Source organism: Microbispora bryophytorum (assembly GCF_043197435.1).
Lineage (GTDB): Bacteria > Actinomycetota > Actinomycetes > Streptosporangiales > Streptosporangiaceae > Microbispora > Microbispora bryophytorum.
In genome coordinates, this window is the sequence record NZ_JBICTF010000004.1 from 724,312 (window position 1) to 750,842 (window position 26,531).

Below are 26,531 nucleotides of genomic sequence, written 5' to 3' on the forward strand. Positions count from 1 at the left end.
CCGCGTTCCCCGGGGGCTTCGGCGTCTCACCGGCCCCCGCGTACCTGCCGAGGGAATTCGAGTCGCGTCGCCGGTGCTGTCACGGGTAAGCTGGATGTACCAGGCCCTCGGGTCTGGGTTGAAAACTCCACAGGGGGTGACCGGTTTCGACTTCGGCATTGCAAGTCAGGGGAAGCGGGTCGGGGACTGCGGACATAACCCCGTCAACACTGTGACCGCAAACAACAAGTGCCAATAAGAAGAGCACTGAGGTGAGCCAGGGTTCCCTGGCTCTCGCCGCCTAAGCAGCGAAAAACCTCTGTCAGCCCGGGAGTGCCTTCGGCCCGGAACTGACATCGCTAGAAGGCTCAACCGTCCGGCCCGGTCACGGGACCGTACGGGAAACCAAACAGTGACTGGGCCCGTCGGCGACTCGCCTGTGAGATTGCCGGGGCCGAGAAAAACGTAACAGGCTGCACCCGGAGAAGTCCTGTCTTGGTGTTGAAGGACGCGGGTTCGATTCCCGCCACCTCCACATCTCCACGGAAGGGCGGGGAGGAAGCGTTCGCTTCCTCCCCGCCCTTCCGTCGTTTTCCGAAGGCGGTACGTGGGAGGGGGTCTGCCGTGGGGCAGCCGAGGACAGTGGTGCGGCGGTCGTTGCCGTCGGAGCCGGCCGTACGGGGTTCGGCCTCGTTGTTCCTGACCGAGGCGGAGCGGCAGGGGGTGCGAGCCGGGCGCAGGATGCTGTACGTCGGCCCGGAGCCCGCGTCCGACCACGTGGCCGCCGGGCTGCGGGTCGAGCCCGGCACGCCGGTGCTGGCCCGGCGCAAGCTGCTGCTCGCCGGTGACGTACCGGTGCGGGTCGCCACGAGCTTCCTGCGGCTCGACCTCTTCGCGGACACGCCGCTGTGCGAGCCGGGCTTCCTCGCGCCGAGCCTGCAGGCGCGCATCGAGGAGCTGGGCCACCGGTTCGGGCGGGCGGAGGAGCACCTGGTGGCCCGGCCGCCCCGGGGCGATGAGGCGGCCACGCTGGAACTGGACGCTCATCCCGGCGGCGAAGCGGGCGAGTGGGTGGTCCAGATCGTGCGGGCCGCATACTCGGCCGACGACCTGCCGATCCACGTGCTGGAGACGGTCTGCGCCGCCTCCCGGCACGTCTTCGACATCGTTCAGGTGAGCGGCGCCGACGAGTTCTGAGCGGCGTAGGCGTCGATCCGCGCGAGCAGGGCCGGCGCTCCTGGCCCCCTGGGGACGCCCTTTCCTCGCCGGCCACGATGCTGTGGTACGGCGTAGTACGGATGGCTAGGATGGAACGATGAGCGCCAGACCTAGACCTGTCGATGTCAGCGTGCGGCAGTTCGTCAGCGACTCCGGCAGCATCACCCGGGGGCTGCGGCAGGGACAGCAGTATGTGTTGACGATCAACGGCGAGCCGCTCGCCGAGGTCATCCCGATCAAGCGCCGCCGGGCCGTTCCAACCGCAGAGGTGCTGGCCGTTTTCGCCACCGCGCCTGTTCTCGATCCCGACGAACTCCGCGCCGACCTGGACGCCGTGATCGACCAGGAGTTGCCCACCGATCCGCTGGAGGGGATCGGCCTGTGAGACATGCGGAAGGTGTGCTCGACACCAACATCGTGGCCGTCCTGCCCCTGTTCGACGCCGCCGAACTCCCGGAAGCGTCCCTGATCACCGCTGTGACGCTCGGCGAGTTGTCGGACGCGCCGCATGCCACCACCGACCCGATCAAGCGGGCCCGGAGGATAGCCGTCCTGCAGCATGTCGAGGCCACTTTTGACGCGCTGCCCTACGACGCCGAGGCCGCCCGGATGTATGGCCAGATATGCGCTGCCGTTCGTCTCTCCGGCCGGCAGCCACGCGGCCGGGTGGCCGACTTGATGATCGCCGCCATCGCCGCCGGTAACAAGCTTCCTCTCTACACCGCCAATCCAAAGGACTTCGCCGGCCTCGAGGGCATCGTGGACGTCGTGGCTGTCTCGCGGCCGGCGGGAGCGACGGCCTGACTCAACCACGAGGGGCGCCGGAGCCGGCCGATGACCTGCCGATCCACGTGCTGGAGACGGTCTGCGCCGCCTCCCGGCACGTCTTCGACATCGTTCAGGTGAGCGGCGCCGACGAGTTCTGAGCGGCGTAGGCGTCGATCGCTGCGAGCAGGGCCGACTTGCCCTCGGCGCCGAGGAAGGACGCCTTCACCGCGGCACGGGCCAGGTCGGCGACGCCCTGCTCGTCGAGGGAGAGCAGTTCGGCCGCCACGGCGTACTCCCGGTTCAGGTCGGTGCCGAACATCGGCGGGTCGTCGGTGTTCACCGTGATTGGCACCCCGGCCGCGACCAGCGCGGGCAGCGGGTGCTCGGCCAGGCCGGGCACGGCCCTGGTGCGGACGTTGGAGGTGGGGCAGACCTCCAGCGTGATCTCGTGCTCGGCCAGGTGCTCCAGCAGCGCCGGGTCCTCCACGCTGTGAATGCCGTGCGCGATCCGCTCCGCGCCGAGCTCGCGTACGGCGTCCCAGACGCACTGCGCGCCGGTCACCTCGCCGGCGTGCGGCACCGAGTGGAGCCCGGCGGCGCGGGCCGCGGCGAAGTGCGGGGCGAACAGCGAGCGGGGCACCCCGTGCTCCCCGCCGCCGAGCCCGAGGCTGACCAGGCCGTCCGGCCGCTCGTCGAGCGCGAGGGAGAGCGTCTGGTCGGCGGCCGGGACTCCGAAGTCGCCGGGGATGTCGAAGCACCAGCGCAGGACCGTGCCGTAGTCCGCCTCGACCCTGTGGCGGGCGTCCTCGATCACCTCGCAGAACTCCTGCGGGGCGAAGCCGCGCACCAGGTGGAGGTGCGGTGTGATGGTGAGCTCGGCGTACCGCACCTGCTGGGCGGCCATGTCGCCGCCCACGCCGTGGATCAGCGTCCACAGGTCGTCGGGCGTCCTCACCAGGTCCACGACCTGCAGGTAGACCTGCAGGAAGTGCGGGAAGTCGCGGAAGTCGTAGAACTCCTCGACCAGCGCGGCATCGGCGGGCACGGGGGTGAGTCCTTCGTGCCGCGCGGCGAGCTCGGCGACGATGCGCGGCGACGCCGCGCCCACGTGGTGCACGTGCAGTTCGGCCTTGGGCAACCCGGCGATGAACCGGCTGAGTTCCAGGGAGGTCACCGACAGAACGTAACAATCGAGTGGGAGCCGCCACCAAACGATTCGGCGGTATCTCACACCACTTTGTCAGGATCGGGCGCTATCCACCGGCCGGCAGCTCGCTGAGCACGACGGTGACCGTGCTCCTGGTTCCGTCCGGTTGCGTCAGCTCGACCCGGGCCTTGTCGCCCGGTTTGAGCGTCGCCAGGATCTGCGACAGGGCGCCGGCGGTGGGAGTGGACGTGCCGTTGACCTTCACGATCACGTCGCCGGGGCGGATGCCCGCCTTGGCCGCGCCGCCGCCGGGGGACACCGAGCCGACGGCCACGCCGACCGGGTTGCCGGCCGCGTCGACCGCCGTGCCGACCCGTACGCCGAGGGCCGCCCGATGGCTGTTGACGACCCGGCCGTAATGGATGATCTGGCGGGCGATGTCGGTCGCGGTGTCGCTCGGGATCGCGAAGCCGAGGCCGGGCGCGGTTCCCTGGTTGGGATCGACGGCGGCCAGCGTCGGGATGCCGATGACCTGGCCGGACAGGTCCACCAGCGCGCCGCCGCTGTTGCCGGGGTTGATGGGCGCGGAGGTCTGGATGGCGCTGGCGATGGTCGCGGCCCCGCCGCCGGCGTGCCTTTCGCCCGTCACGGTGCGGCCCAGGGCCGAGACGATGCCCTGGGTCACGCTGCCGGAGAAGCCGAGCGGGTTGCCCATCGCGAGCACGATCTGCCCGACCTTGAGGTTCGCGGAGCGGCCGAAGGTCGCGGGTGTCAGCCCGTTCTTGTTCTCGACCTGGATGATCGCCAGGTCGCCGGGGGGATAGGAGCTCACCAGCCTGGCCTTCCTCGGCTTGCCGCCGGTGGCCAGCGTGACCTGGAAGTCCGTGGCGGCGCCCACGACGTGGGCGTTGGTCAGGATGTGGCCGTCGGTGTCGTAGACGATGCCCGAGCCCAGCGCCTCTCCTGTGGTGATCTGCACGATCGACGGAAGGACCCTCTTGATGACCTGCTCATAGGCCGTCTCGAGTTCGAGCGGACTGGTCGGCAGGGGCGCGGCCGTCCCCGTCTTCGGCGGCGTCGCCGTAGGGGAGGTCTCGCCCGGGGTGGTTCCGGGCGCGCATCCCCCCGCGACCAGCACGGCCACGGCCGGGGCGGCGACCGTGCGGAGGACCTTCCGTGAGAGCTGCATATTCCCCTGTCTACCTGCGGGGACGGCCGCCGCAAGGCGGCACGCCGCGCCAGGCGCAGGTCATGACGGGGGCCCGGGACGCGTCATACCGGCTCAAGGGGAGCACCGAACGGGGGCCGGCCGGCGGATCGCCGCCCGGGTCTTCACCGGCCGGAGCCGTACCGAGTCCACCGGTGCGCCTAGCCAGCGAATATTCCTCTAGAATATGGTTCTACATGAACCTGGGGAGCGTCAGCGGATGCCGCCCGTCGCGAGGCGCCGCCCGGGCCACGCGCAGCAGGGCTTGATGTGCGGAAACGACCGAGTGCTGGAGGATCTTATGGCGATCGGGCTGAGCGAGGAGCACGAGGCGCTTCGCGAGTCGGTGACCGGATGGGCCGAGCGGGCCGTGCCCGCTGACCTGGTGCGAAGCGCGGTGGGTGTCCTCGCCGAACCGGGTACGGAGGAGCGCCCGGCCTTCTGGCCCGCTCTCGCCGGACAGGGGCTGCTCGGACTGCACGTCCCGGAGGAGTTCGGCGGGTCCGGCTACGGCCTTCTGGAGGCGGCCGTGGCGATCGAGGCGCTGTCGGAGCGGGTGGCGCCCGGTCCGATGGTGCCGACCGTTCTCGCCAGCGCCGTGATCCTCGCCTCCGAGGGCAAGGCGCAGGCCGACCTGCTGCCCGGGCTCGCGGACGGATCACTGACCGGCGCGGTGGCGCTCGACGGCGAGATCACCGGTGTCCGAGACGGCGACGTCCTGACGATCAGCGGCACGGCCGGGTACGTCCTCGGCGCGGCGGTCGCCGACGTGCTCGTCCTGCCGGTGGCCACGGACGCCGGCGAGGAGTGGGTGGCCGTCGACGCCGCCCAGGTAACGGTCACCGCGGTCAAGTCGCTCGACCTCACCCGCGGCGTGGCCAAGGTCGAGCTGGACGGTGCGGGGGTGCCCGCCGAGCGGGTGCTGACCGGTCTGACCGGCGCCGAGGTGCGTAACGTGGCCGCGATCGTCCTCGGCGCGGACGCGGCCGGGGTGGCGGCCTGGTGCGTGTCCGCCGCCGCCGACTACGCGAAGGTCCGGGTGCAGTTCGGCCGCCCGATCGGCCAGTTCCAGGGCATCAAGCACAAGCTCTCGCGAATGCTGGTGGCGCTGGAGCAGGCTCGGGCCACGGTCTGGGACGCCACCCGGGCGGAGGGCGCCGAGCGCGACTACGCCGCCGCGATCGCGGCCGTGATGGCGCCCGACGCGGCCGTGCAGTGCGCCCGGGACGCGATCCAGACGTTCGGCGGCATCGGCTACACCTTCGAGCACGACGCCCATCTCTACTACCGCCGGGCGCTGACCGTCCGCGCGCTGCTCGGCTCCTCCTCCGAGTGGTCCGACCGGGTGGCCGCGCTCGCGCTCCGGGGCGTCGCCCGGGAGATGGAGATCGACCTGCCGGAGGAGTCGGAGCCGCTGCGCGCGTCCATCCGGGCGGAGCTCGCCGAGATCGCCGCCCTGGAGGGCGTCGAGCAGAAGCGGGCCCTGGCCACGGCGGGCTTCGTCATGCCGCATCTGCCCAGGCCCTGGGGCCGGGGGGCCTCCCCGCTGGAGCAGGTGCTCATCCACCAGGAGGTCAGGGCGGCCAAGATCAAGCCGCCGCAGATGATCATCGGTGCCTGGGTGGTGCCGTCGCTGGTCGCGTACGGCACGCCGGAGCAGCAGGAGCGGTTCCTGCCGCCGACGCTGAGCGGCGAGCTGATCTGGTGCCAGCTCTTCTCCGAGCCGGAGGCGGGCTCCGACCTCGCGTCGCTGCAGATGAAGGCGGAGAAGGTCGAGGGCGGCTGGAAGCTCAACGGACAGAAGATCTGGACGTCGGTGGCGCACGTCGCCGAGTGGGCCATCTGCATCGCCCGCTCCGACACCTCCAAGCCGAAGCACGACGGCATCACCTACTTCCTGGTGGACATGAAGGGGCCCGGCGTCACCGTGCGCCCGCTGACCGAGATGACCGGGGAGAACCTGTTCAACGAGGTGTTCCTCGACGACGTCTTCGTGCCGGACGAGCTGGTCGTCGGCGAGGTCGACGAGGGCTGGCGGGTCGCCAGGAACACGCTGTCGAACGAGCGGGTCTCGCTGTCGTCCGGCTCGGGCGGCACCGGCGCTTCGGTCCCCGACCTGCTCGGCCTGGCCGGCCGGCTGGGCCGCGAGCTGACCGCCGCCGAGCGGCAGGACCTGGCCCGCGTGGCCTGCGAGGCGCACTCGATCAACGCGCTGTCGCTGCGGGTGACCCTCAAGCAGCTCGCCGGCGGCGAGCCGGGCGCCGACGCGTCGGTGCGCAAGCTGCTGTCCACCGCGCACGCGCAGCACGTCTCCGAGGTGGCGGTCTCGCTGCTCGGCCCGGCCGCCGTCACCGCGGCCGACTGGAAGCTCGGCGACGCGGGTTACTGGAACCGCGCCGTGCTCGCCACCCGCGCGATGACGATCTACGGCGGCACCACGGAGGTGCAGCTCAACATCATCGCCGAGCGCATGCTCGGCCTGCCCCGCGATCCCGAGCCGGGCAAGTAGCCCCTGCCGCGGCCCACCGTGATCTTGTAGTTTGTCGCACACAAGTCACCGACCTGCGGCGCTCCCTCTCGTGATTTTGCAGTCGAGCCGCGGTTGCGTGCTCCACCTGCGAAAACGCCCTCCGTGATCTGGCAATTGCATGATCACGGAGGGCGTTTTCGCCACGAGGGGGTGGGGTTAGCCGGTGACGAGGGTGAGGCCGTACGCGGAGAGAGCCTCGTTGACGGGCTGGAAGTAGGTGGTGCCGCCGGAGGAGCAGTTGCCCGAGCCGCCGGAGGTCATACCCTGCGCCTGGCTGCCCGAGATGAACGAGCCGCCGGAGTCGCCGGGCTCGGCGCAGACGTTGGTCCGCGTCAGCCCGCTGACCGTGCCCTGTGAGTAGCGGACGCTGGCGTTGAGCTGCTGGACGCTGCCGCAGTGCCAGCCGGTGGTCGAACCGGCCCGGCAGATCGAGGAGCCCACGGCGGCGACACTGGAGCCGCTCACCCTCGCGTTGCCGTACGACACGATGTTCGTGGGCGTCCAGTTGCTGTTGACCGAGACCCAGGAGTAGTCGTTGCCGGGGAACGAGGAGCCCTGGAAGGTGCCCTGCGCGACACGGTTGTAGCCGGTCGTGGTGTTGCCGGCACGGCCGCAGTGGCCGGCGCTGACGAAGCCGGGCGTGCTGCCCCTGCGCACCGGGAAACCGATGGAGCAGCGGGCGGAGCTGTTGATGTAGTACGCGTCGCCGCCCTGCAGGTTGTAGAAGGTCTGCGGCTGCTCGTTCGACTGCTCGACGCGTACGGCCGAGGTGTCGGCGCCGCTCGCGGCCACGAACGCCGCGGCCTCGGCGGTGTCGGAGGACAGCACGACGACACTGTTGCTGCGCACGTCGACGTACCAGACGGACGTGGAGGCGGGCGCGCCGGCGGCGGCCCGGTCCAGCGCGGCCTCGGCGGCGTCGAGAGCGGCGAGGTTGCGGCTGACGATCTTCGGCTGCGCGCCGGCGGCCAGCACCGCGCCCGCCTTGGAGGCGTCGGAGGTGGCGACGATGAAGCTCTCGGAGGTGGTGCCGGAGACCCAGGATCCGGCGTAGGCGTCGCCGATCGCGACACGGACCTTGGCGTCGGTGGACATGGCCTTCGCCTCGTTGGCCAGACGGGCGTCGACCTGGGCGGAGGTGAGCCCGAGGTCGCGCTGCATGGCGTCCATCATCGCGGGCGGAGGCTTGACTGCGGAGGAGGCGGGAGAGTCGTTCGGCTCGGCCATGGCAGGGGTGGCGACCATGGCGAGGGCCGTGACGGCCAGAGCGCATCCGGCGAGTACGGTGCGTCTGTGGAGCATGTGGGGCTCTCCTTGTCGTTGGGGGGTGCCGTCAACGTAACCGACCTCCGCTGATACGTGGATCTATCAGTTCGCCCCTATCACCGAGTTATGGAACCGCCCTCGTCTGAAGATTCGCTGGCCCGAAATTGGCCGCCCGCGCACAGCTCACGGCTGGGGAACCGCTCCGTATTCGGGGTTGGTGACGAGCCAGTCGGCGTAGCGGGCGCTGCGCCGCACCGCGTCGGCGTACGCGGCCCGCGCGTGGGCGGCGACGACGGGGGCGGCGGCCCGCGCGCCGATCGAGTCGGCATGCCAGCCGAGCAGGTGCCGCCAGCGCAGCGGTGCACCGGCCAGCGGCATCATGACCAGCCCGGAGGTGAGCCGGAAGGTGGCCTGGCACAGGGCGACCGCCTTGCCCACTCCGACCAGGTGCAGGCAGGTCGCCACATCCGTCTCGTAGATGGATTCGGGGACGAACCCGGCCCGGGCGCAGGCGGCGGCGAAGCAGTCGGCGAAGCAGCCGTCGCCGGGGGCGACCGTCCAGCGTTCGTCGGCGAGCCTGGACAGCTCCAGCTCCTTCTCCTCCGCGAGGGGGTGGTCCTCGGACAGGAGCACGAAGACCGGGTCGGTGCCGACCGTGGTCCAGATCATCGCCTCGGCCGGGGGAGGCGGGCTGTCGCCGCACGTCCCGAGCAGCACGAAGTCGAGCCGGCCGGCCACCGATAGCGCGGTCAGCTCACCTGCCGACCACGAGGTGCGGGTGGTGACCGGGACGCCCCGCTGGTCGGCGGTCAGACGCTCGACGAGCCCGCCGAGTATCGGCCCGTTCGTCGCGCCGAGGCGGTAGCCGGGCAGCTTGACGGAGGTGTTGGCGAACCGGACCGCGTCCTCCTGGAGGTCCCGCACGGCGGGCAGCAGCACCCGGGCGCGGGCGAGCACCATCTCGCCGAGAGGAGTGGGGCGGGCGCCGTTGCGGTCGCGTTCGAACAGCGGGCCCCCGAGTGAGCGCTCGATGCGCTTGAGTTGCGCAGTGAGCGACGGTTGGGCGAGGCCGAGCCGGGTGGCCGCTTTCGTGACGCTCCCGGCTTCGGCGACCGCGTGCACGATTCTCAGGTGGCGGATCTCCAGATCCATAGAGGGACGGTACGACCCTGGTGATATGGCCGCAATCCCGCATTGTCATGAAATCTGACTTTAACCCGTGAGCTCTCGTCACCGCTGTGACGCCTGGTGCCGATGGGCCGCGTCCAGGAGGCGGCCATTGTGCAGAACGTGTTCTCGTTCGGCGGTCGGCCGCTTGTTTGCGGGTGATCACTGGCTGGCGGCGACCTGTCCGGCGGAGCTCGATAGAACGTGTTTCCGTTCGATGAGGGTGTCGTACGGTCGAGGCGTGCGGACACGTGTCACCGACTTGTTGGGTATCGGGTCCCCTGTCTTCGCCTTCAGCCACTGCCGGGACCGGCAGGCCCGCCCGCCGCCCCGCCTCCCTCGGTCACTCGGCCGCTGCGATTTACTGGCGGTGTCGTTCCGCGAGCCGAGGGAGGATGCCGGGGATGAGTGGTGCCCGCGACGAGACCGTGGCGGACGCCCCGCCGATCATGGGGAACGTCCCCGGCTCGTACGCCCTGAGCGTCTTCAGGGAGCGGCATCCGGTGCTCGTCCGCCAGGTCGCGCGGGCGCTGCCGTACCCGCCTGACCGTCGGCGCGCGCTCGACCGGCTGCTCGACGAGGTCGTGGACGACGTCATGGAGCCGCTGGAGCCGTCGGCGTACGACGGCGCCGCCTGGGCCGAGTGGGGACGCGGCAAGATCGGAGGCCGCTACGTCGACGTGCCGTTCCTGTGGGGGGAGAGCTACTTCTACCGCAAGCTGCTTGAGGCCACCGGATACTTCGGCGACGGCCCGTGGCGCGGGGTCGATCCGTTCGGCCCAATGAAGCAGGCCGAACTCGACGGCCCGGTCGTGGACGGGGAGCTGGCGGCGCTCGACGAGACGCAGACGCTTTCCGCGGCCGAGCGGGCCGAGGCGCTGCTGCTCGGCTCGCTGTGGGGCAACCGCGCCGACCTGTCCTTCGGCGTCACCCTCAAGGGCGACCAGGAGAAGGTGGCGGACCTGGTGGTGGACGACCGGCCGCTGCTGTGGTCGCTCATCGAGGCCGCCGCACCGGGAAGGATCTGCCTGGTCGCCGACAACGCCGGGCGCGAACTGCTGCCGGACCTCGTGCTGGCCGACCACCTCCTCGACCGCGGGCTCGCCGCCGAGGTCGTCCTCCACGTCAAGCCCTTCCCGTATTTCGTGTCCGACGCCACCCCCGCCGACGTGCTCGCGTGCCTGCGGCGGCTCGCCGCGGCGCCCGGCACGGCCGGACAGGCGGGCACCCGCCTCTGGGGCGCGATGGAGGAGGGACGCCTCTCGCTGCGGGCGCATCCCTTCGCCTGCGCTCCGCTGCCCTACTCCGAGATGCCCGACGACCTGCGGGAGGAGTTCGCGTCGGCCTCGCTGACCGTCATGAAGGGCGACCTGAACTACCGGCGGCTCGTCGGCGACCGGATGTGGCCGGCGAGCACACCGTTCGCGGCGGTCACCGGTTACTTCCCCGGGCCGGTCGTCGCGCTGCGCACGCTGAAGTCGGACGCGCTCGTCGGCGTGCCCGAGCGGACGCTGGCCGAGCTGGACGCGGCCGGCCGCCCCCGGAGCGCGAGCTCCTGGCGTACCGGCGGCACTCACGCCATGGTCCAGGCCCGGCCCTGAGACGGCCGCCGGGCTGGGTCTACCAGGTTGGGTCAGCCGTGGCCGGGTCAGCTGTGGGGAGGGTCAGCTGTGGGGAGGGTCAGCCGGAGTAGGCGGCGGCGAGGGCGTGGAAGACCTCCTTCGGCTCCCACCCGCCGTCCTTCAGCAGCCGGACCACGCCGTAGGAGGACATGTCGAGGTCGCGGCGCGGGTCCGGGTCGTACGTCGTGTTGTAGCCGGCGAAGGTGAACCAGAAGGCGGTGTCCACGCCCTCCTCCTGGAACACGCCGAGCAGTTCGCGCAGGTAGCGGACCTGCTCGCCCTCGTCGCGGCGGTAGTCGCCGTCCAGCCGGGGCGGATTCGCGGTGTGGTCCACGATGGCCCACGCCATGCCCCCGCGTGCGCCTGCCCCTGTGTAGGCGCACGTGCCGAACTCGGTGACCGCCACCGGCTTGCCGAACCGGAAGCGGGAGCGCAGCTCCTCGCGGTAGGACGCGGTGTTGCGCTCGTCGCGGTAGGCGTCCACCGCGACGATGTCGAACGGGCCCCAGTCGACGCCTTCCCAGTCGCCCGAGGCGTACGTCACCCGGCCGCCGAAGCGCTTGCGGGCGGCCTCGGCGGTCTCCGCCAGGAAGGGGTTCAGCCGTGCGGGGATCTCGGCGAACCGGGCGTACAGCTCGGGATCCTTCTTGACGACCGCGGCCATGCGGTCGAAGAAGGTGTCTCCAGGCAGGAAACCGGCCGCGAAGAAGCTCAGCTCGCACCCCGTCACGAGCACCACCTCCGCGCCGTCGCGCCGCACCTGCTCTGCCCGCTCAGCGCATTCGGCGAAGAACGGCGCGAGCTCCCGCGTCGTCATCTCGCAGGGGAACGGCGCGAACCACACCTCCAGACCGGCGTCGGCGGCGTGCCGAGCGGCGACGCTGAGCCGCTCCGGGTGGCCGCCGGTGATGCGGACCGCGGTGCAGTGCAGCTCGTCGGCGATGACCCGCATCTCCGCGCGGACCGTCTCCGGGTCGAACGTTTCCCGGCTGGTGTGCCCGCCCGGCAGGAACCCGGTGTCGTAGTTGATGCCCCTGCCCCTCATCGGGCGGCCCGCGTCTCGTTGTTGATCATCCACATGATCTGGCCGGAGCCGAACACACCCGCCACCACGAGCCCCACCGCGAGGGCGGCGATCAGCAGCACGTTGGACAGCCAGACCATGGTGGACACCGGCAGCGTGAACGCGCCGATCAGCCGGGCCACGCAGTCGGCGAGCATGGCCGCGCCCCAGATGCCGGTGAAGCGGCGCTCCGCGCGGCGGAACCGGGTGGAACTCGCGAGCCGTTCCCAGGCGGCCTCCCGCACCGCGTTTCCCCGGGTGATGAACGCGCGCATGCCCGGCGTCATCACCGGGCGCGCGGTGAACGCCGTGAGCATCATGAACAGGCTGATCACGCCGCTGAGGGCCGAGTCCTTGGCGATCATCATGCGGGCGTCGCCGGTGACGAAGCTCAGCGCGATGCCCGCCACGTTGACCGCCAGCGTCAGCCCGGCCAGCCCGTTCAGCGTCCGGTCCCTGACGATCCCGGCGATCACCCGGACGGCCGGGATCACGCCGCTCAGGGTCAGCGCGGCGACCTCGCTCATGCCGAGCGCGCCGTGCAGGAGGTAGTAGCACGCCATCGGCGCGGCGACGTCGAGCACCAGCGGCATGAGCACCGTGCGGAGGTTGCCCCGCCGGGGCTGCGCGGCCGTCGCCGGGGCGGTCAGGGTCTGGGCCATCGGTTCCTCCATCGCGTCTCCTTGTGCGCATCTAGCGTCTCGAAAGCCGGAGGAGCCGGGCAGATGCAGCGATCCCGATTGCGGCAGTACAAATGTCCCGGGTAGCCGCCCTGCCGTGCGCGGCCCGGGCGGCGGCTCGCCGCGTTCTCGCCCCCCTGCGATGCGTGCACCCGAGGTCTCTAGAGCAGGGTCAGCACGCGGGGGCCGTCCTCGGTGATCGCGATGGTGTGCTCCATGTGCGCGGCCCGGCTGCCGTCCACGCTGTGCAGCGTCCAGCCGTCGCCCGCCGTGCGGTAACCGTCCCGGCCTCCGGCGACGAACATCGGCTCGATGGCCAGTGCGAGGCCGTGCCGCAGCGGGTAGCCCCGGCCGGGCCGGCCGTGGTTCGGCACCGACGGGTCCTCGTGCATGCGGCGGCCGATGCCGTGGCCGCCGAAGTCCCTGGGCATGCCGTACCCGGCATTCGCGGCGACCGCGCCGATCGCCGCGGAGATGTCCCCGATGCGGTTGCCTACGGTGGCGGCGGCGATCCCGGCGTCCAGCGCCCGGCGCGTGGTGTCGACGAGCTCCAGGTCGCCGGGCCGTGGCGTGCCCACGATGAACGTGACGGCGGCGTCGGCCGTCCAGCCGTCGAGTTCGGCGCCGCAGTCGACGCCGACGACGTCACCGTCACGCAGCCGGTAGTCCGTCGGGATGCCGTGCACGATCGCGTCGTTGACGGACACGCAGATCACGGCGGGAAACGGGGTCGGCGCGAAGGGCGGGCGGTAGCCGAGGAACGGGGAGCTCGCCCCGGCCTCGCGCAGCACCGCCCGCGCCGCCTCGTCCAGGCCGGTGAGCCGCACCCCCACGGCCGCGGCCTTCCGTACGGCGTCGAGTGCGCGGGCCACGACGCGCCCCGCCTCCCGCATCGCGTCCAGCGCGGCGTCGGTCTTGATTTCCACCATGACACGGCCCTCCCAAGTGGCGCCAATAACAATACCGGTATTAGTATCACGGTCATGGTGAGAGTGCCCCTGACCCCCGAGGAGCGGCTGCGGGGGGAGCGGTTCGGCGCCCTGCTGCGGCAGGCGCGCGGTGAGCGCAGCATGGTCGAGGTCGCCGCGGCGGCAGGGCTGTCGGCCGAGACGCTGCGCAAGATCGAGACCGGCCGCGCGCCGACTCCGGCCTTCTTCACCGTCGCCGCGCTCGCCGCCGCGCTCGGCCTGTCGCTGGACGAACTGGCCGTCGCCTGCGCAGAGGGTGCGCAGGCCGGCGAATTCCGCCAAGCCGGCTGACTCCTGCCTCTGAATCTTTCACCGGTCGTCGCCGGGCGGCGACTCGTGCCGGGTGGCGTTCGCCGCAGGTGAACGGCCGGCCGCCGGTCGTACGCCCGGGGCCCCGGGCCGCCGCAGTGGGGCGCTTGCTGTACAGGCCGCGACGCAGACCGGACGCTGGGATCACCTGGGATCACCTGGGATCACCGGGGATCATCGCCGGCGATCAACGGCAGCCGGCCCGAGGCGGTTGTCAGCTCACCATGGAGGTGCCGATGCGATTCCCCCACGGCCGGTTACGTCGCTCGGTCGTCCTCGCGTCCGTCGTGGCCACCGCGTCCGCGGTGACCGGGCTCGTCCCGGGCACGGCCGACGCCGCGCCGCGCGGATCGGCCGGCGTGGTCCGCCTGCTGCCGAGTTCGGTTCCCACTCCCACTCCCACGCCGAGTGTGAGCGCCACGCCGAGCGTCATGGTCACGCCCGCCCAGGTGGTCGTGCCCGAAGGAGGCTCGGCGCTCATCTACGTACGGCTCAGCCAGAGGCCGTCGTACGGCTGGGTGACCGTCGACAGCCAGCGGCTGTCCGGCGACTCGGACCTGTCGATCGGCCCCCGGCTGCTCTTCCCCGCGGACCGGTACAGCGAATGGCAGTCCCTCCTCGTCTTCGCCGAGGAGGACGACGACGCGACGGACGGCACCGCCACGTTCGAGTCCAAAATCAGTCAGCTGCCGGGCAGCGGCGTCGCCGTGTGGAGCGCCATCGAGCTGGACAACGACGCGCCCACGCCGTCGCCCGCACCGAGCCCGAGCTGACCGGAGCCATGAGCGGGCGGCGTCAGAAGTAGCGCGGGAAGAGGTCGGTGGCCGGCCATGTGGTCACCTTGCCGATCTGCGCGTTGACGAGCGGACTGAGCACGTCGAAGTCGAGCGAGCCGGTCTCCTCGCGGCGGTTGAACAGCGCGGCGTAGGTGAAGCCGTTCTGCAGGCGGGCGGTGTAGGTGTAGGTCCCGGGCAGCGAGCCGTCGTGCCAGGTGTTGACGTGCCCGGTGACCTGGCGGACCCACAGCCCCGCGCCGTACCAGGAGCCGCTGCCGGTCACGCCGGTCTCCGGTTTGGCGATCATCCTGCCGATGGAGGTCGAGTTGAGCACGGTGTTCGGCGCGTCGAGCACCATCGCGAGGCGCACCAGGTCGACGGCGGAGGCGAGCCAGCCCCCGCCGGGCGCGCGGTTGGGCATGCTGAACCCGCCGTACGGCGTGGGCACGATCGTGCCCGAGGCGTCGGTGACGGTCTTGCTCGTGTACCGCGACTCGTAGACGACCTCGCCGAGCGCGGCCTCCGACCGGAGCGTGCGGCCCAGGCGGAGCCGGGTGATCCCCAGCGGCGCGAGGATCTTCTGCTTGACGTACGCCTCGTAGCTCATGCCCGAGACCTTCTCGATGATGCGGCCGAGCAGCATGTAGCCGTAGTTGCTGTAGGCGTACCGCGTGCCGGGGTCGAAGTCGAGCGGGCGGGCGCAGGCGTACTTGATGATGTGGTCCTGGCTGATCGGCAGCGGGACGCCGAGCGCGGCCGCGATCTCGTGGTCCATGTACAGGTAGTCGCCCGAGACGTCGCGGTCCCACCCGCCGGTGTGCTGCAGCAGCCGCCACACGGTCACCTTCGCGAGCCGCGGGTCGGCCGTGGTGGACAGGCCCAGAAGCGTCGCGGCCGAGGCGGTCAGGCTGAGCTTGCCGTCCTGGGCCAGCCGCATGATCGCGATGGCGGTGATGTGCTTGCTCAGGCTCGCGAGCCGGAACAGTGACGTGGGCGACACCGGGGGGATGTACCGGCTGCCGTCGGAGTAGCGGTAGCCCCTGGCGAGCACCAGCTTGCCGTTCTTGGTGATGGCGAGCTGCGCGCAGGTGATGCCCCGCTCCTTGACGTAGGTCTGCATCAGCGTGTCGAACCCGGCGAGCGCGGTGGGCGCCACTCCGGTGGTCTCCACGACGGGCGAGGGGAGCGCCCGCGCACCGAACGTGAGGGCGGGCACCGTCAGGGCGCCCATCTGGAGGAAGCTCCTCCTGCTCAGGCCTCCCTGATCCTCAGATACGGACATGTACGGCGGCGTTCTCCACATGTCCCAATTTCTAGTGGATCTTTGACTCGCCGCGCAGACAATTCACGTGATTGCCTGCAAAGCGGCGACCAGGGCGGCCACGGCGGGCGGGTCGGGCGGCTGGCCGTACGTCGCGGCGTAGACCCCGCGGTCCGATCCCGGCAGCTCGGACACCCGCACGTCCGGGCGGCGGTGGGCCGACAGCGCCAGCCGGGGGAGGAGCGCCACGCCCAGCCCGGCCGCGACCAGGGCCTGCACGGCCACGTAGTCGTCCGTGGTGAACGAGACGCGCGGCGCGAAGCCCGCCTGCGCGCACAGCGCGAGCAGGTGCGCGCGGCACCGCTCACACCCCGCGATCCACGGCCCGTCCGCGTACGCCGCCAGATCCCCCGCGCCGCCGTACGCCGCGGGCGTGACGAGGAAGCTCGGGTCGTCGAGCAGGTGAACGAGGCGGACGCCGTCGTCCTCGGGCGCGCTCTCGCCGTAGTGGAAGACCACGGCGACGTCCACCCGGCCGGCCCGCAGCAGGCGCAGCGCCTCGGGCGGCTCGGCCTCCATCAGGTGCAGGTCCAGCCCCGGATGGTCCCGCGCGAGCCGCGCGGCGGCGTCCGGGACGAACGTGCCGAGGGCGGAGGGGAACGCCGCCAGTCGTACGCGTCCGGCCCGCAGCCCGACGTGCGCGGCGAGCTCCTCGGACGCCGCGTCGAGGCGGCCGAGGATCTCCGCGCTCCGCTCGGCGAGCAGGCGGCCCGCCTCGGTGAGGCGGATGCCGCGCCCCGCGCGCTGCACCAGCTTCGCGCCCGTCTCCGCCTCCAGCCGGGCGAGGTGGTGGCTCACCGAGGGCTGCGAGTAGTGGAGCTCCCGCGCCGCGGCGGTCACCGTGCCGGTCCTGGCCACGGCCACGAGCACCCGCAGTCGTACGACGTCGAGCGGCATTCATCGATCCCGTCTATGGGTTCGCCTCGGAACTTCAGTTGGACCTATTGTCCCGTCGGCGGCCAGGCTGAGCGTCATGACCGAAATTCGCGACATCCTGGACGCTCGGCGGCTCATCGCCCCGCACCTGCCCGAGACTCCCATGTGGTCTTATCCCGTGCTCGACGCGGCGGTCGGCACCGAGGTCCACGTGAAGCACGAGAACGTCCAGCCCACGGGGGCGTTCAAGGTGCGCGGCGGCATCACCCTGCTGGCCCGCATGGCGGATCGCCGTCGCGGGGTCGTCACGTACTCGACCGGCAACCACGCCCAGTCCGTCGCGTACGCCTCCCGCCTGTACGGCGTGCCGTGCGCCGTCCTGATGCCGGAGAACCCGAACCCCGCCAAGGTCGCCGCGGTCCAGGCGCTCGGGGCGACCGTCGAGGTCCGGGGCGCGACGATGGTGGAGACCGCCGAACACGCGCGCGACCTCGCCGAGCGCGCGGGACGCAGGCTGATCAGCCCGGCCGACGAGCCGGACATCCTGGCCGGGGTGGGCACGCTCTACGTCGAGATGTTCACCGCACGGCCGGACCTGGAGGCGGTGTTCGTGCCGGTGGGCAGCGGCAGCGGGGCCGCCGCCGCGTGCCTCGCCGCCGCCGCGCTCGCGCCGGACTGCCGGGTGATCGCCGTCCAGTCGGCCCAGGCTCCGGCCGCGCACGACTCCTGGCGGTTGCGGACACCGGTGACCAGGTCCATGAAGACCGTCGTGGAGGGGCTCGCCACCGGTTCCGCGTTCGCGCTCCCGCAGGCGGTGATGCGGGACGGTCTGGCCGACTTCGTGCTGGTGGACGACGACGACATCCTGCGGGCCCAGCGGCTGCTGCTCACCGAGGCCCACACCCTGGCGGAGGGAGCGGGGGCCGCCGCGCTCGCCGGACTGCTGGCCCGGCGCGAGGAGTTCGCCGGGCGCAGGGTGGCCGTGGTCTGCACGGGCGGCAACGCCGGCCCGGCCGAGCTCGCCCGCCTTCTGGGCACGCTGAATTAGGCGACCGGCCGCCTCCCCGGGCTGAGCGGGGAAACGAGGGGGCTCAGGGGCCGATGTCGTGCCGGGCGGCCTTCTCGACCTCGTGCAGGCTCTGCCGGGTCAGATCGAGCTCCGAGGTCAGCTCGTCGAGTGCGTGGGCGCCGTCGCCCACACCGTCGCCCACGCCCACGCCGTCGGAGGCCGTCGTCATGGCGGAGATCTCGACGGCCCGCGCGACCAGGCCCTCCAGGCTGATGGCGCCCGACTGCAGCCGGGCCAGCACCCGCTCCCGCGCGCCCGACAACCTGTCGTACACCTCGCGCTGCGCGTCCAGGGCGGCGATCGACCGGTCGAGGTCGCCCGCGACCTCCTGCCGGGCCGTCTGCCGCGCCTGCGCGAGCCGTACGCGCTCCTGCTCCAGGAACCGCGGGTCGAAGCGGGCCAGCGCCGAGGCGGTGACGGAGGCGTGTCCGGCCAGCCGGCGCAGCGTGCCGACGGTGTCGTCCACCTGCGGGCGCATCGCCGCGATCCGGTCGAGCAGGAGCTGTCCGCGCATCGAGGCGGTCAGGTCGGCGAACGACGCAGCGGCCCGCTCCGCCCGCCGCAGCCACGCCTCCTCCGCGCTGCCCGGTGTTACGGCGCTTCCAGCTGCGACCGGCCGCGCCGGTTCCGTACGGCTCTCGCCTCCGGTGGACTGCCACGCGGAGGCGAACGCCTTGATGAGCCAGACCGCGACCCCGGCGACGGGCACCCCCACAGGAGGGACGCCGACCGCCCAGGCCGCGCCCGCGGCGGTGGCGCCCAGGAGCAGCGCCCAGGGGTCGCGGAGTTCCTCGGTGAAGCGGGACAAGGGGGCTCCCGGGTCGGAAGGTGGCGGTCGTTCAGAAGTTGGAGATCACGGCGGTGAAGACCTCGTCGATGCTTCCCGGCTTGCGCGAATCGTAGGCCGCCGCGTCCGTGGTCTGCGAGATGCGCCGCAGGACGTCGAGGTCGGCGTCGGCGCCGTACGCGATGGTGAACATCCGCACGGTCTCCTGCCCGGCCTCCTGGCGCAGGTCGGGCAGCAGGTTGTCGAGCGAGATGGAGTTGTTGTCCTCGTTCTTGCCGTCCGTCAGGAACACGACCGCGTTGATCGCGTCGTCACTCTGGTGCCGCGTCACGTACTGGTAGGACGCGAGGGCCGTGTCGTACAACCCGGTGCCGCCGCTGGGGATGAGGCCACCGATACGGCTCTTGAGCCGCGACTGGTTGCCCCTGCCCAGGGGGACGAGCTCGCGGTAGTCCTTGTCGCCGTCCTGCTTGAGGCTGAACAGCCACAGCCCGACCCGGTCGTTCGGGCCGAACTGCGACAGCGCGTTGATGGCGGCCTGCTTGGCGAGGTCGAGCTTGGTCTTGCCGGTGCCGGCGACGTCGGCGCCCATCGAGCCGGAGACGTCCATCACCATCAGCACGTTGGCGGGCTTGCGCAGCTCGGCCCAGCTCTTGAGGATCCGGTCCAGCACCTGGGGAGTCGGGGTGTTGAGTGTGGTCGCCGGCTGCCTGGGGTCGAGGCCGTTGGCGGTCGTGATGAGGTCGCCCGGCTTGCCGTCGAACGACCGGAAGGCGTACTTCTCGAACACCCGCTGCCGATCGGGCTCCCGCAGATACTTCAGGAAGTCCGCCGCGGCGGCCTTCTTCGCGGCGTCCGCCGAGGACAGCACGGCGTACGGGTGGTCGGACAGGAGCGTGCCCTCCTTCGGGTAGATCGCCACCAGCGGGACCTTCGGCTTGGCGTGGTCGCCGAGCGTCGTGGGATCGCCCGTGGGGTTGCCCTGGTTGTAGTCCCACACCGACTTCTCCTCCACCGTCACGGCGGAGATGTACGACATGGCCGTTCCCGAGTCGTCGGCGTGCTGGAGGTTGGACAGGAAGGTGAGGGTGGTGTCGCCGTAGTGGACGATGGACCGCTCGACCCCTCTCACGAAGTCGCGGGTCTTCGCCGCGGCGACGTCCCGTTCCGTCAGGTCGCCGGACAGGCCGGTGGCCGCGAAGTACGCCCCGACGGTGGCGTTGAGGCCGGACGTGGAGAAGTTCGGGTTCGTCTTGCCGAGGCGGAACGCGCCCCACTCCGGGTGGTCGTACTTCGCCCAGCCCTTGGGGTCGTTGGCGAGGTCCAGGACGTCCGACCAGCCGATCTTCTTCGACGGCCACCCGAGCGCCTGCGCCATCGGCTTGGGCATCGCGATGACCAGCGGAGACGTGGCGATCGTCGGATTGTCCGCGGCCACCGGAGACGCCTGGTCGCCGCCCTCGACGCGCTGGCGCAGGAGGGTGACCCAGCCGGTGCTCGCCGGTGTCCAGACGTCCGGCTCAGGGCCGTCCTGCCGCTCGTCCCAGCCGCGCGCCAGGGCCTGCATCGCCCCACCGGACGCCTTGGAGTTCACGACCACGTCCACGCACTGCCCGTCCACCTCGTGGCCGTTGTAGTCGTTGGCCATCGTGCGCAGCAGTTCGGCCTTCTCGCTCGACGCGGCGATGGTCAGCGTGATCCCGTCGTCGCCGCAGGCGCGTCTGCTTGCACTGCCGCCGTTCTCGTCACCGGCGTTCCCGCCGCCCGAAGTTCCGCCGAACAGCAGTTTCAGTCCGACGATGAGTGCTCCCGCGAAGATGACCGCGATGACGAACGGCGCCACGCTGCGGCGGCGCTTCTGCTGCGGTGGGGGATACACCGGTCTCCTCCATTGTCACGGGATACCTGCATGTATCCCGACGAACGGCGGATCACGTTAGTTGCCGATCATCTCGTCCTGCTAACGCCCCAGCGCCGTTCCCACGCCCATCCACAGGGCGGGGTAATTCTCCGTAATCAATCGAACACAAAGAGTAAAGTCCATCGGGTGCCGAAACTCATCCATCAGCAGACCGTTGACTTCTTCCACGAGCAGCCCATGGCCGCCGTGGAGTTGTTGCGCGAGGTCGGCGGCATCGAGCCGCCCGAGTTCGCCATGGCCACGGCGGAGGCGGTGGACGCCACGCAACTGGCCCCCGTGGAATACCGCGCGGACGCGGTCGTGGTGCTCCGCGACGACTCGGGAACGGCCCGCCTCGCGGTGATCGTCGAGGTGCAGTTGCGTCGTGACGTGAAGAAGCGCTTCAGCTGGCCCGTGTACGCCGCCGCGCTCCGGGCCCGGCTGAAGTGTGACACCGCCCTGCTGGTGGTCTGTCTGAGCCGGGCGGTGGGCCGCTGGTGTGAACAGCCCATCTCCATGGGGCCGAGCGGGACCGTCACCCCGGTGGCGATTCATTCGGACCGTCTGCCTCTGATCACCGATCTGGACGAGGCGCGCAGGCGCCCCGAGCTGGCCGTGTTGTCGGTGGCCATGAACGGCGACCACCCCGACATCGACAAGGCGCTGGAGGTCATGCTGCAGGGTCTGAACGAGATGGACCGGCAGGGTGTGCAGCTATATTTGAGCTACGTGTTCGGTCTGGTACCCACAGTAGTGGGTGAGCGCCTGAAGGAGCTTCTGATGACAGCGTCAGCCGACTACGAGAAGGTGATCGGCGCCCGCTACTTCTCCGAGTGGGTGAACAAGGGCCTGGAGCAAGGCCTGGAGCAGGGTCTGGAGCAGGGCCGCGCGGAAGGGCGCGCGGAGGCGGAGATCGATGCTGTCCTGGCGGTGCTCGACGCCCGCGGGCTGGACGTTTCCTTCGAAGCGCGTGAGCGGATCAGCCGATGCTCCGACCTGAATCTACTGGAGAGGTGGATTCGCCGGGCGGCGACGGTGACGTCGGTGGACGAACTCTTCCTCTGACGCCTACGCCCGTTGAGGGCGAGACGCCCCGCACCGGCTCGCCCGCACCGCTCCGGCTCGCCCGCACCGCTCCGGCTGGCCCGTTTCGCGATCGCGTCGACGGTGGTGGCGGTGAAGCTCCGTGGGCTCCTCCGGCGTGTCCGTGTTTCATGAAAATTTCACCGCCGAATGGGGGGTGCGTCGGCTCTCACCTGCCCGAATCGGCGGGTGCCCGGCTCACTCGTGGGCCGGTCGGCACGCAGCATTGACCCGGGTTCCCATGGTCCGTACTTTTGGCCGTGTTCCGACTCATGGATGTTGTTCACATTCATGAAACTCCCAGCAGGATCAGGAGTGGCGCCGGCCACCGCCTCGGTCAGGGGTCCTGCACGACCTGCGAGGAGCTCGGCTTTGAGAAGGAGAACCAGAACCGGAGTCGGGGTGATCGGCACCCTTGCCGGGGTCGCCGCCCTGGTCGGCGGCGTCTTCGCCGGCGTCTCCAACGCGGCCCCCAGCGCGGGCGCCTATCGCATCGTGAACGGCGCCAGCGGCCTGTGCCTCACCGTTCCCGGCGGCAGCACCTCCGACGGCGTGCAACTCACGGTTTCCAGCTGCAACGGCGCGAGCAACCAGACCTGGAACCTGTCGGCCCAGGGCAGCGGCTTCCGCCTGGCCGCGGGTAACAGCGGCAAGTGCGCCGGCGTGAAGGACGCCTCCACCTCCGCCGGCAAGGCCGTCCAGCAGGAGTCCTGCACCGGCGCCTCCTCCCAGACCTGGGAGCCGACCGCCTCAGGCTCGAACTACCGCCTCGTCAACGCCAACAGCGACAAGTGCCTCAACACCACGGACAACTCCACCTCCTCCGGCGCACTCGTGCAGCAGAACTCCTGCGACTCGGTGTCCACCAAGCAATGGTCGCTCCAGCCCGCCGGATCCCAGCCGTCCTCCACCCCCACCGTCACACCGACGAGGAGCCCGTCGCCCACACCGACCGGCAACCCGACGTCGCCGTCGGGCTGGCCCAGCGCGAACGGCTCGCAGGCGGTCACCAGCACGATCAGCGTCTCCGGCACCATGGACGGCGGCCTGAAGCGCTACTACGCCGGCGGGGCCATGGGTGACGGAGGGCAGAGCGAGAGCCAGGACCCGATCTTCGAGCTGGCCAACGGCGCGACACTCAAGAATGTGATCATCGGTTCGCCCGGCGCCGACGGCATCCACTGCCTGGGCAGCTGCACCCTGCAGAACGTCTGGTGGGAGGACGTCGGCGAGGACGCCGCGACCCTGCTGGGCAGCTCGTCGTCGCAGGTCATGACCATCGACGGCGGCGGAGCCAAGAGCGCCTCCGACAAGGTGTTCCAGCACAACGGCCCCGGCACCATGGTCATCAAGAACTTCCAGGTGGACAACTTCGGGAAGCTCTACCGCGCCTGCGGCAACTGCACGAACTCCTACCAGCGGCACGTCCAGATGTCGAACATCGTGGCGACCTACCCCGGCAAGGCGCTCGCGGGCATCAACACCAACTGGGGCGACACCGCGCGCTTCTCGAACATCACGATCAAGAACGACCCCAACCACAAGATGATCGTGTGCTTGAAGTACAAGGGCGTGCCGAAGGGCAGCGAGCCGACGGAGATCGGTAGCGGCGCCGACGGGACGAACTGCATCTACAGCTCATCCGACATCCACTACCAGTAGACGCCCCCGCCCGGTCCCGAGATCTCCGGGGCCACGTGTGCCGGCGGTGTGAAAGGACGGAAGGCCCGGTGGCTTCCCCAGCCACCGGGCCTTCCGCTTCAACGATCGGCGTCAGGCCGTGCCGTTCCAGCCGCCGTAGTCGGCGAGGAACAGGGCCTCGGTCGTGATGATGCGGCGCAGTTCCTCCAGCACCACCCGCTCGTTGGGAGCGTGGATCGAGGCGCCGTCGTCCTCGGCGCCGTACAGCAGGATCTCGGCCTTGGGGAACTGCCGGGCGAGGGCCGCCACCAGCGGGATCGAGCCGCCCTGGCCGACCTGGCGCGGCGCCCGCCCGAAGGCGCGCTCCATCGCGCGCTCCGCGGCGTTCATCGCCGGGCCGCCCGGCTCGATCTGGAAGCCCGAGCCGCTGACGAAGTCGCTGAAGGAGACCTTGACGCCCCACGGCGCGACCTTCTCCAGGAAGGCCGTCACGTCGTTCAGCGCCTGCCTGGCGTTCCCGCTCGCGGGGATGCGGATCGTGACGCGGGCCCGGGCCACCGCCTGAACCGCGTTGATCGCGCCGGTCACCGTCGGCACGTCCAGCCCGGTCACCGTGATCGCGTACGACGCCCAGAGCCGGTCGGAGAGCGAGCCGTTCCCGATCAGCGACACGCCGTCGAGCACCCCGGCGAGCGAGCGGAACTCCTCCTCGGACGCCGCCACGCCGGGGAAGGTGCCCGGTTCGAGGCCGGGGACCCGGACGGTCCCCTGGTCGTCGTGCAGGGCGGTCAGCATGCGCATGAGCGCGGCCAGGGCGTCGGGCGTGGCGCCGCCGAACGAGCCGCTGTGCACGGCCTCGGCGAGCGTGCGGACCTCCACGGTGAACGCGGCCATGCCGCGCAGCGACGTGGTGATCGCGGGGTCGCCCACCTCGGGGTTGCCCACGTCGGCGATGACCATGGCATCGGCGCGCAGCAGGTCGGGGTTGGCCTCGACGAACGCCTCCAGGCGCTCGCCGGCGTACTCCTCCTGGCCCTCGACGATGACCTTTACGCCGACCGGGAAGCGGCCGTTGAAGGCGCGCAGCGCGGCCACGTGGGTCATGACGCCGCTCTTGTCGTCGGCCGCACCCCGGCCGTACATGATGCCGTCGGCGACCGTGGGCTCGAACGGCGGCTTGCGCCACAGGGCGAGGTCACCGGAGGGCTGCACGTCGTAGTGCGCGTAGAGCAGCACGGTCGGGGCGCCGTCGGGGGCGGGCGCCTCGGCGAACACGGCGGGGAAGCTGCCCTCGATGGGGATCTGCCGGACGTGCGGGAGACCGGCGGCGCGCAGCAGTCGCTCCACGAGCGCCGCGGCCTCCAGGACGGGGGCCTCGGAGTGGCCGGGGAACGCGACGGACGGGATGGCGACCAGGCGCTTGAGGTCCTCGACCGTCTGGGGCATGCCCTCCTCGACGGCGCGCTCGATCTCCTCTGGTGTCACGGCGTTCTCCCGAATGTACGCGGATCTTCCCGGCTGGGTGGACCCCATTTGACCATAGGTCCGGCCGACCCATCTCCCGGGGTCGGGCGGCCTCAATCTACCGTGACGGATTTCGTTGCCGTTACATGACGATGTCGCGGAATCCGAACTTCTTTCACAGTGACGCCACGTAATCACTTGGCAAAACGCGGAAGTGGCATGCAGACTGTCCAACAGCGACGGATCACCTGAGGGAAGGTTGCGATGACGCGCCCCGACGTTCTCAAGGCCGCACAGGACAATCTCTGGATGCACTTCACGCGCCACTCCTCCTACGAGGGAGGGGAGGTGCCCATGATCGTGCGCGGCGAGGGCGCCTACGTCTACGACATCCACGGCAAGCGGTACCTCGACGGGCTGGCCGGCCTGTTCGTGGTCCAGGTCGGCCACGGCCGCGCCGAACTCGCCGAGGCAGCCGCCAAGCAGGCCCAGGAGCTCGCCTTCTTCCCCCTGTGGTCGTACGCGCACCCGAAGGCCGCCGAACTCGCCGCGCGACTCGCGGAGCTCACCCCCGGCGACCTGAACCGCGTCTTCTTCACCACCGGCGGCGGCGAGGCCGTCGAGTCGGCCTGGAAGCTGGCCAAGCAGTACTACAAGATCAAGGGCAAGCCGCTGAAGACCAAGGTCGTCAGCAGGTCCATCGCCTACCACGGCACCCCGCAGGGCGCACTGTCGATCACCGGCATCCCGGCGCTCAAGCAGATCTTCGAGCCGCTGGTGCCCGGCGCGATCAAGGCTCCCAACACGAACCTCTACCGCGCCGACGAGATCTCCGGCTTCCCCGGCCTGGAGAAGGACCCCGAGGCGTTCGGCCGCTGGGCCGCCGACCAGATCGGCAAGGCCATCGAGATGGAGGGCCCGGACACCGTGGCCGCCGTCTTCGTCGAGCCGGTGCAGAACGCCGGCGGCTGCTTCCCGCCGCCCCCCGGATACTTCCAGCGCCTGCGCGAGATCTGCGACGCCCACGACGTGCTGCTCGTGTCGGACGAGGTCATCTGCGCCTTCGGCCGGCTGGGCACGATGTTCGGCGGCCAGAAGTTCGACTACGTGCCGGACATCATCACCTGTGCGAAGGGCCTGACCAGCGGTTACTCGCCCATCGGCGCCATGATCGTCTCGGAGCGGCTGTTCGAGCCGTTCAAGAGCGGCACCGAGACCTTCGCGCACGGCTACACCTTCGGCGGCCACCCGGTGTCGGCCGCCGTCGCCCTGGCCAACCTCGACATCTTCGAGAGGGAGGGTCTGCTGGAGCACGTCACGGCCAACGAGCCGGTGTTCAAGGCGACCCTCGACCGGCTGACGGACCTGCCGATCGTCGGCGACGTCCGCGGCTCGGGCTACTTCTACGGGATCGAGCTGGTCAAGGACAAGTCCACCAAGCAGACCTTCAACGAGGAGGAGTCGGAGCGCCTGCTGCGCGGCTTCCTCTCGAAGGCGCTGTACGACGCCGGCCTGTACTGCCGGGCGGACGACCGTGGGGACCCGGTCGTGCAGCTCGCCCCGCCGCTGATCTGCGGCCCCAAGGAGTTCGACGAGATCGAGTCGATCCTCCGTGCGGTGCTCACCGAAGCGTGGGCCCGCTTGTAGACCATGGAGCTCGTGCGGCCGGGTAGGGGGGCGACCGTGACGA

The 26,531-nt window shown here is 70.8% G+C and carries 23 protein-coding genes and 1 other RNA gene; 12 read left to right on the top strand and 12 right to left on the bottom strand.

The features are described 5' to 3' along the window. Nucleotides 1-132 precede the first annotated feature (132 nt). From ssrA to ACGFIB_RS16845, 4 genes are all read left to right on the top strand, one after another. Nucleotides 133-517: a transfer-messenger RNA gene (gene ssrA / locus ACGFIB_RS16830) on the top strand. Between the two features lie 86 nt (nucleotides 518-603). Further along, a complete protein-coding gene (locus ACGFIB_RS16835; RefSeq protein ID WP_357239554.1) occupies nucleotides 604-1,176 on the top strand; it encodes a UTRA domain-containing protein in 573 nt (190 codons plus the stop codon). A gap of 118 nt (nucleotides 1,177-1,294) precedes the next feature. Then, entirely contained in the window at nucleotides 1,295-1,582 is a 288-nt protein-coding gene (locus ACGFIB_RS16840) for a hypothetical protein (protein WP_393372562.1), read from the top strand. A 14-nt stretch (nucleotides 1,583-1,596) separates the two neighbouring features. Next, the gene (locus tag ACGFIB_RS16845; RefSeq protein ID WP_393372564.1) at nucleotides 1,597-2,001 is read left to right on the top strand and encodes a type II toxin-antitoxin system VapC family toxin; all 405 of its coding nucleotides are present in this window, start codon (nucleotides 1,597-1,599) and stop codon (nucleotides 1,999-2,001) included. Between the two features lie 94 nt (nucleotides 2,002-2,095). Here ACGFIB_RS16845 and ACGFIB_RS16850 read toward each other — a convergent pair whose 3' ends face one another. Beyond that, entirely contained in the window at nucleotides 2,096-3,139 is a 1,044-nt protein-coding gene (locus ACGFIB_RS16850) for an adenosine deaminase (RefSeq protein ID WP_393372567.1), read from the bottom strand. A 79-nt stretch (nucleotides 3,140-3,218) separates the two neighbouring features. Then, nucleotides 3,219-4,301: a S1C family serine protease gene (locus ACGFIB_RS16855; RefSeq protein ID WP_357239560.1), complete on the bottom strand. Its 1,083-nt coding sequence runs from the start codon at nucleotides 4,299-4,301 to the stop codon at nucleotides 3,219-3,221. 319 nt (nucleotides 4,302-4,620) lie between these two features. Between ACGFIB_RS16855 and ACGFIB_RS16860 the strand changes: the two genes are divergently transcribed. Beyond that, nucleotides 4,621-6,828 (top strand): acyl-CoA dehydrogenase, encoded by a 2,208-nt coding sequence (locus ACGFIB_RS16860; protein ID WP_357259630.1) that lies wholly within the window; start codon nucleotides 4,621-4,623, stop codon nucleotides 6,826-6,828. A gap of 177 nt (nucleotides 6,829-7,005) precedes the next feature. Here the strand turns inward: ACGFIB_RS16860 and ACGFIB_RS16865 are convergent, their stop codons facing one another. Further along, the gene (locus ACGFIB_RS16865; protein WP_393372570.1) at nucleotides 7,006-8,151 is read right to left on the bottom strand and encodes a S1 family peptidase; all 1,146 of its coding nucleotides are present in this window, start codon (nucleotides 8,149-8,151) and stop codon (nucleotides 7,006-7,008) included. 147 nt (nucleotides 8,152-8,298) lie between these two features. After that, nucleotides 8,299-9,267 (bottom strand): LysR family transcriptional regulator, encoded by a 969-nt coding sequence (locus ACGFIB_RS16870; RefSeq protein ID WP_142569693.1) that lies wholly within the window; start codon nucleotides 9,265-9,267, stop codon nucleotides 8,299-8,301. A 419-nt stretch (nucleotides 9,268-9,686) separates the two neighbouring features. Here ACGFIB_RS16870 and ACGFIB_RS16875 point away from each other — a divergent pair, with 419 nt between their 5' ends. Continuing rightward, a complete protein-coding gene (locus ACGFIB_RS16875) occupies nucleotides 9,687-10,883 on the top strand; it encodes a damage-control phosphatase ARMT1 family protein (protein ID WP_393372573.1) in 1,197 nt (398 codons plus the stop codon). 79 nt (nucleotides 10,884-10,962) lie between these two features. Here the strand turns inward: ACGFIB_RS16875 and ACGFIB_RS16880 are convergent, their stop codons facing one another. The 3 genes from ACGFIB_RS16880 to map form a co-directional block, all read right to left on the bottom strand. Further along, entirely contained in the window at nucleotides 10,963-11,949 is a 987-nt protein-coding gene (locus ACGFIB_RS16880; protein WP_393372576.1) for a hypothetical protein, read from the bottom strand. Beyond that, nucleotides 11,946-12,641: a VC0807 family protein gene (locus tag ACGFIB_RS16885; RefSeq protein ID WP_357239576.1), complete on the bottom strand. Its 696-nt coding sequence runs from the start codon at nucleotides 12,639-12,641 to the stop codon at nucleotides 11,946-11,948. The genes ACGFIB_RS16880 and ACGFIB_RS16885 overlap by 4 nt, the downstream gene beginning before the upstream one ends. Before the next feature lie 167 nt (nucleotides 12,642-12,808). Then, nucleotides 12,809-13,576, bottom strand: a complete 768-nt coding sequence (gene map, locus ACGFIB_RS16890; protein ID WP_142569698.1) for a type I methionyl aminopeptidase — start codon at nucleotides 13,574-13,576, stop codon at nucleotides 12,809-12,811. A gap of 54 nt (nucleotides 13,577-13,630) precedes the next feature. Between map and ACGFIB_RS16895 the strand changes: the two genes are divergently transcribed. Both ACGFIB_RS16895 and ACGFIB_RS16900 read left to right on the top strand, forming a co-directional pair. Further along, a complete protein-coding gene (locus tag ACGFIB_RS16895) occupies nucleotides 13,631-13,906 on the top strand; it encodes a helix-turn-helix domain-containing protein (RefSeq protein WP_393372580.1) in 276 nt (91 codons plus the stop codon). 254 nt (nucleotides 13,907-14,160) lie between these two features. Continuing rightward, nucleotides 14,161-14,697 carry a hypothetical protein gene (locus tag ACGFIB_RS16900; RefSeq protein ID WP_393372583.1) on the top strand — a complete coding sequence of 179 codons (537 nt, stop codon included), beginning with the start codon at nucleotides 14,161-14,163 and terminating at the stop codon, nucleotides 14,695-14,697. A gap of 22 nt (nucleotides 14,698-14,719) precedes the next feature. Here the strand turns inward: ACGFIB_RS16900 and ACGFIB_RS16905 are convergent, their stop codons facing one another. Together ACGFIB_RS16905 and ACGFIB_RS16910 are read right to left on the bottom strand one after the other, a co-directional pair. Further along, nucleotides 14,720-15,931: a serine hydrolase domain-containing protein gene (locus ACGFIB_RS16905; protein WP_393372585.1), complete on the bottom strand. Its 1,212-nt coding sequence runs from the start codon at nucleotides 15,929-15,931 to the stop codon at nucleotides 14,720-14,722. Between the two features lie 114 nt (nucleotides 15,932-16,045). Continuing rightward, a complete protein-coding gene (locus ACGFIB_RS16910) occupies nucleotides 16,046-16,918 on the bottom strand; it encodes a LysR family transcriptional regulator (RefSeq protein WP_393372588.1) in 873 nt (290 codons plus the stop codon). Nucleotides 16,919-16,994: 76 nt separating this feature from the next. Between ACGFIB_RS16910 and ACGFIB_RS16915 the strand changes: the two genes are divergently transcribed. Then, entirely contained in the window at nucleotides 16,995-17,945 is a 951-nt protein-coding gene (locus tag ACGFIB_RS16915) for a threonine ammonia-lyase (RefSeq protein WP_393372591.1), read from the top strand. Nucleotides 17,946-17,988: 43 nt separating this feature from the next. Here the strand turns inward: ACGFIB_RS16915 and ACGFIB_RS16920 are convergent, their stop codons facing one another. Then, the gene (locus tag ACGFIB_RS16920; RefSeq protein WP_393372593.1) at nucleotides 17,989-18,774 is read right to left on the bottom strand and encodes a hypothetical protein; all 786 of its coding nucleotides are present in this window, start codon (nucleotides 18,772-18,774) and stop codon (nucleotides 17,989-17,991) included. Between the two features lie 31 nt (nucleotides 18,775-18,805). Continuing rightward, nucleotides 18,806-20,632 (bottom strand): extracellular solute-binding protein, encoded by a 1,827-nt coding sequence (locus ACGFIB_RS16925; RefSeq protein WP_393372596.1) that lies wholly within the window; start codon nucleotides 20,630-20,632, stop codon nucleotides 18,806-18,808. A 30-nt stretch (nucleotides 20,633-20,662) separates the two neighbouring features. On the opposite strand from ACGFIB_RS16925, the gene ACGFIB_RS16930 reads away from it, so the two are divergent. Both ACGFIB_RS16930 and ACGFIB_RS16935 read left to right on the top strand, forming a co-directional pair. Then, complete coding sequence (locus ACGFIB_RS16930; RefSeq protein WP_393372599.1) at nucleotides 20,663-21,718, top strand: RpnC/YadD family protein; 1,056 nt, start codon at nucleotides 20,663-20,665, stop codon at nucleotides 21,716-21,718. A gap of 390 nt (nucleotides 21,719-22,108) precedes the next feature. Beyond that, a complete protein-coding gene (locus ACGFIB_RS16935; RefSeq protein WP_393372602.1) occupies nucleotides 22,109-23,398 on the top strand; it encodes a pectate lyase in 1,290 nt (429 codons plus the stop codon). A gap of 111 nt (nucleotides 23,399-23,509) precedes the next feature. On the opposite strand, the gene ACGFIB_RS16940 is transcribed toward ACGFIB_RS16935, so the two are convergent. Further along, nucleotides 23,510-24,862 carry a M20/M25/M40 family metallo-hydrolase gene (locus ACGFIB_RS16940; RefSeq protein ID WP_357265675.1) on the bottom strand — a complete coding sequence of 451 codons (1,353 nt, stop codon included), beginning with the start codon at nucleotides 24,860-24,862 and terminating at the stop codon, nucleotides 23,510-23,512. 243 nt (nucleotides 24,863-25,105) lie between these two features. On the opposite strand from ACGFIB_RS16940, the gene ACGFIB_RS16945 reads away from it, so the two are divergent. Then, nucleotides 25,106-26,488, top strand: a complete 1,383-nt coding sequence (locus ACGFIB_RS16945; protein WP_142569720.1) for an aspartate aminotransferase family protein — start codon at nucleotides 25,106-25,108, stop codon at nucleotides 26,486-26,488. The last annotated feature ends 43 nt before the right edge of the window (nucleotides 26,489-26,531 follow it).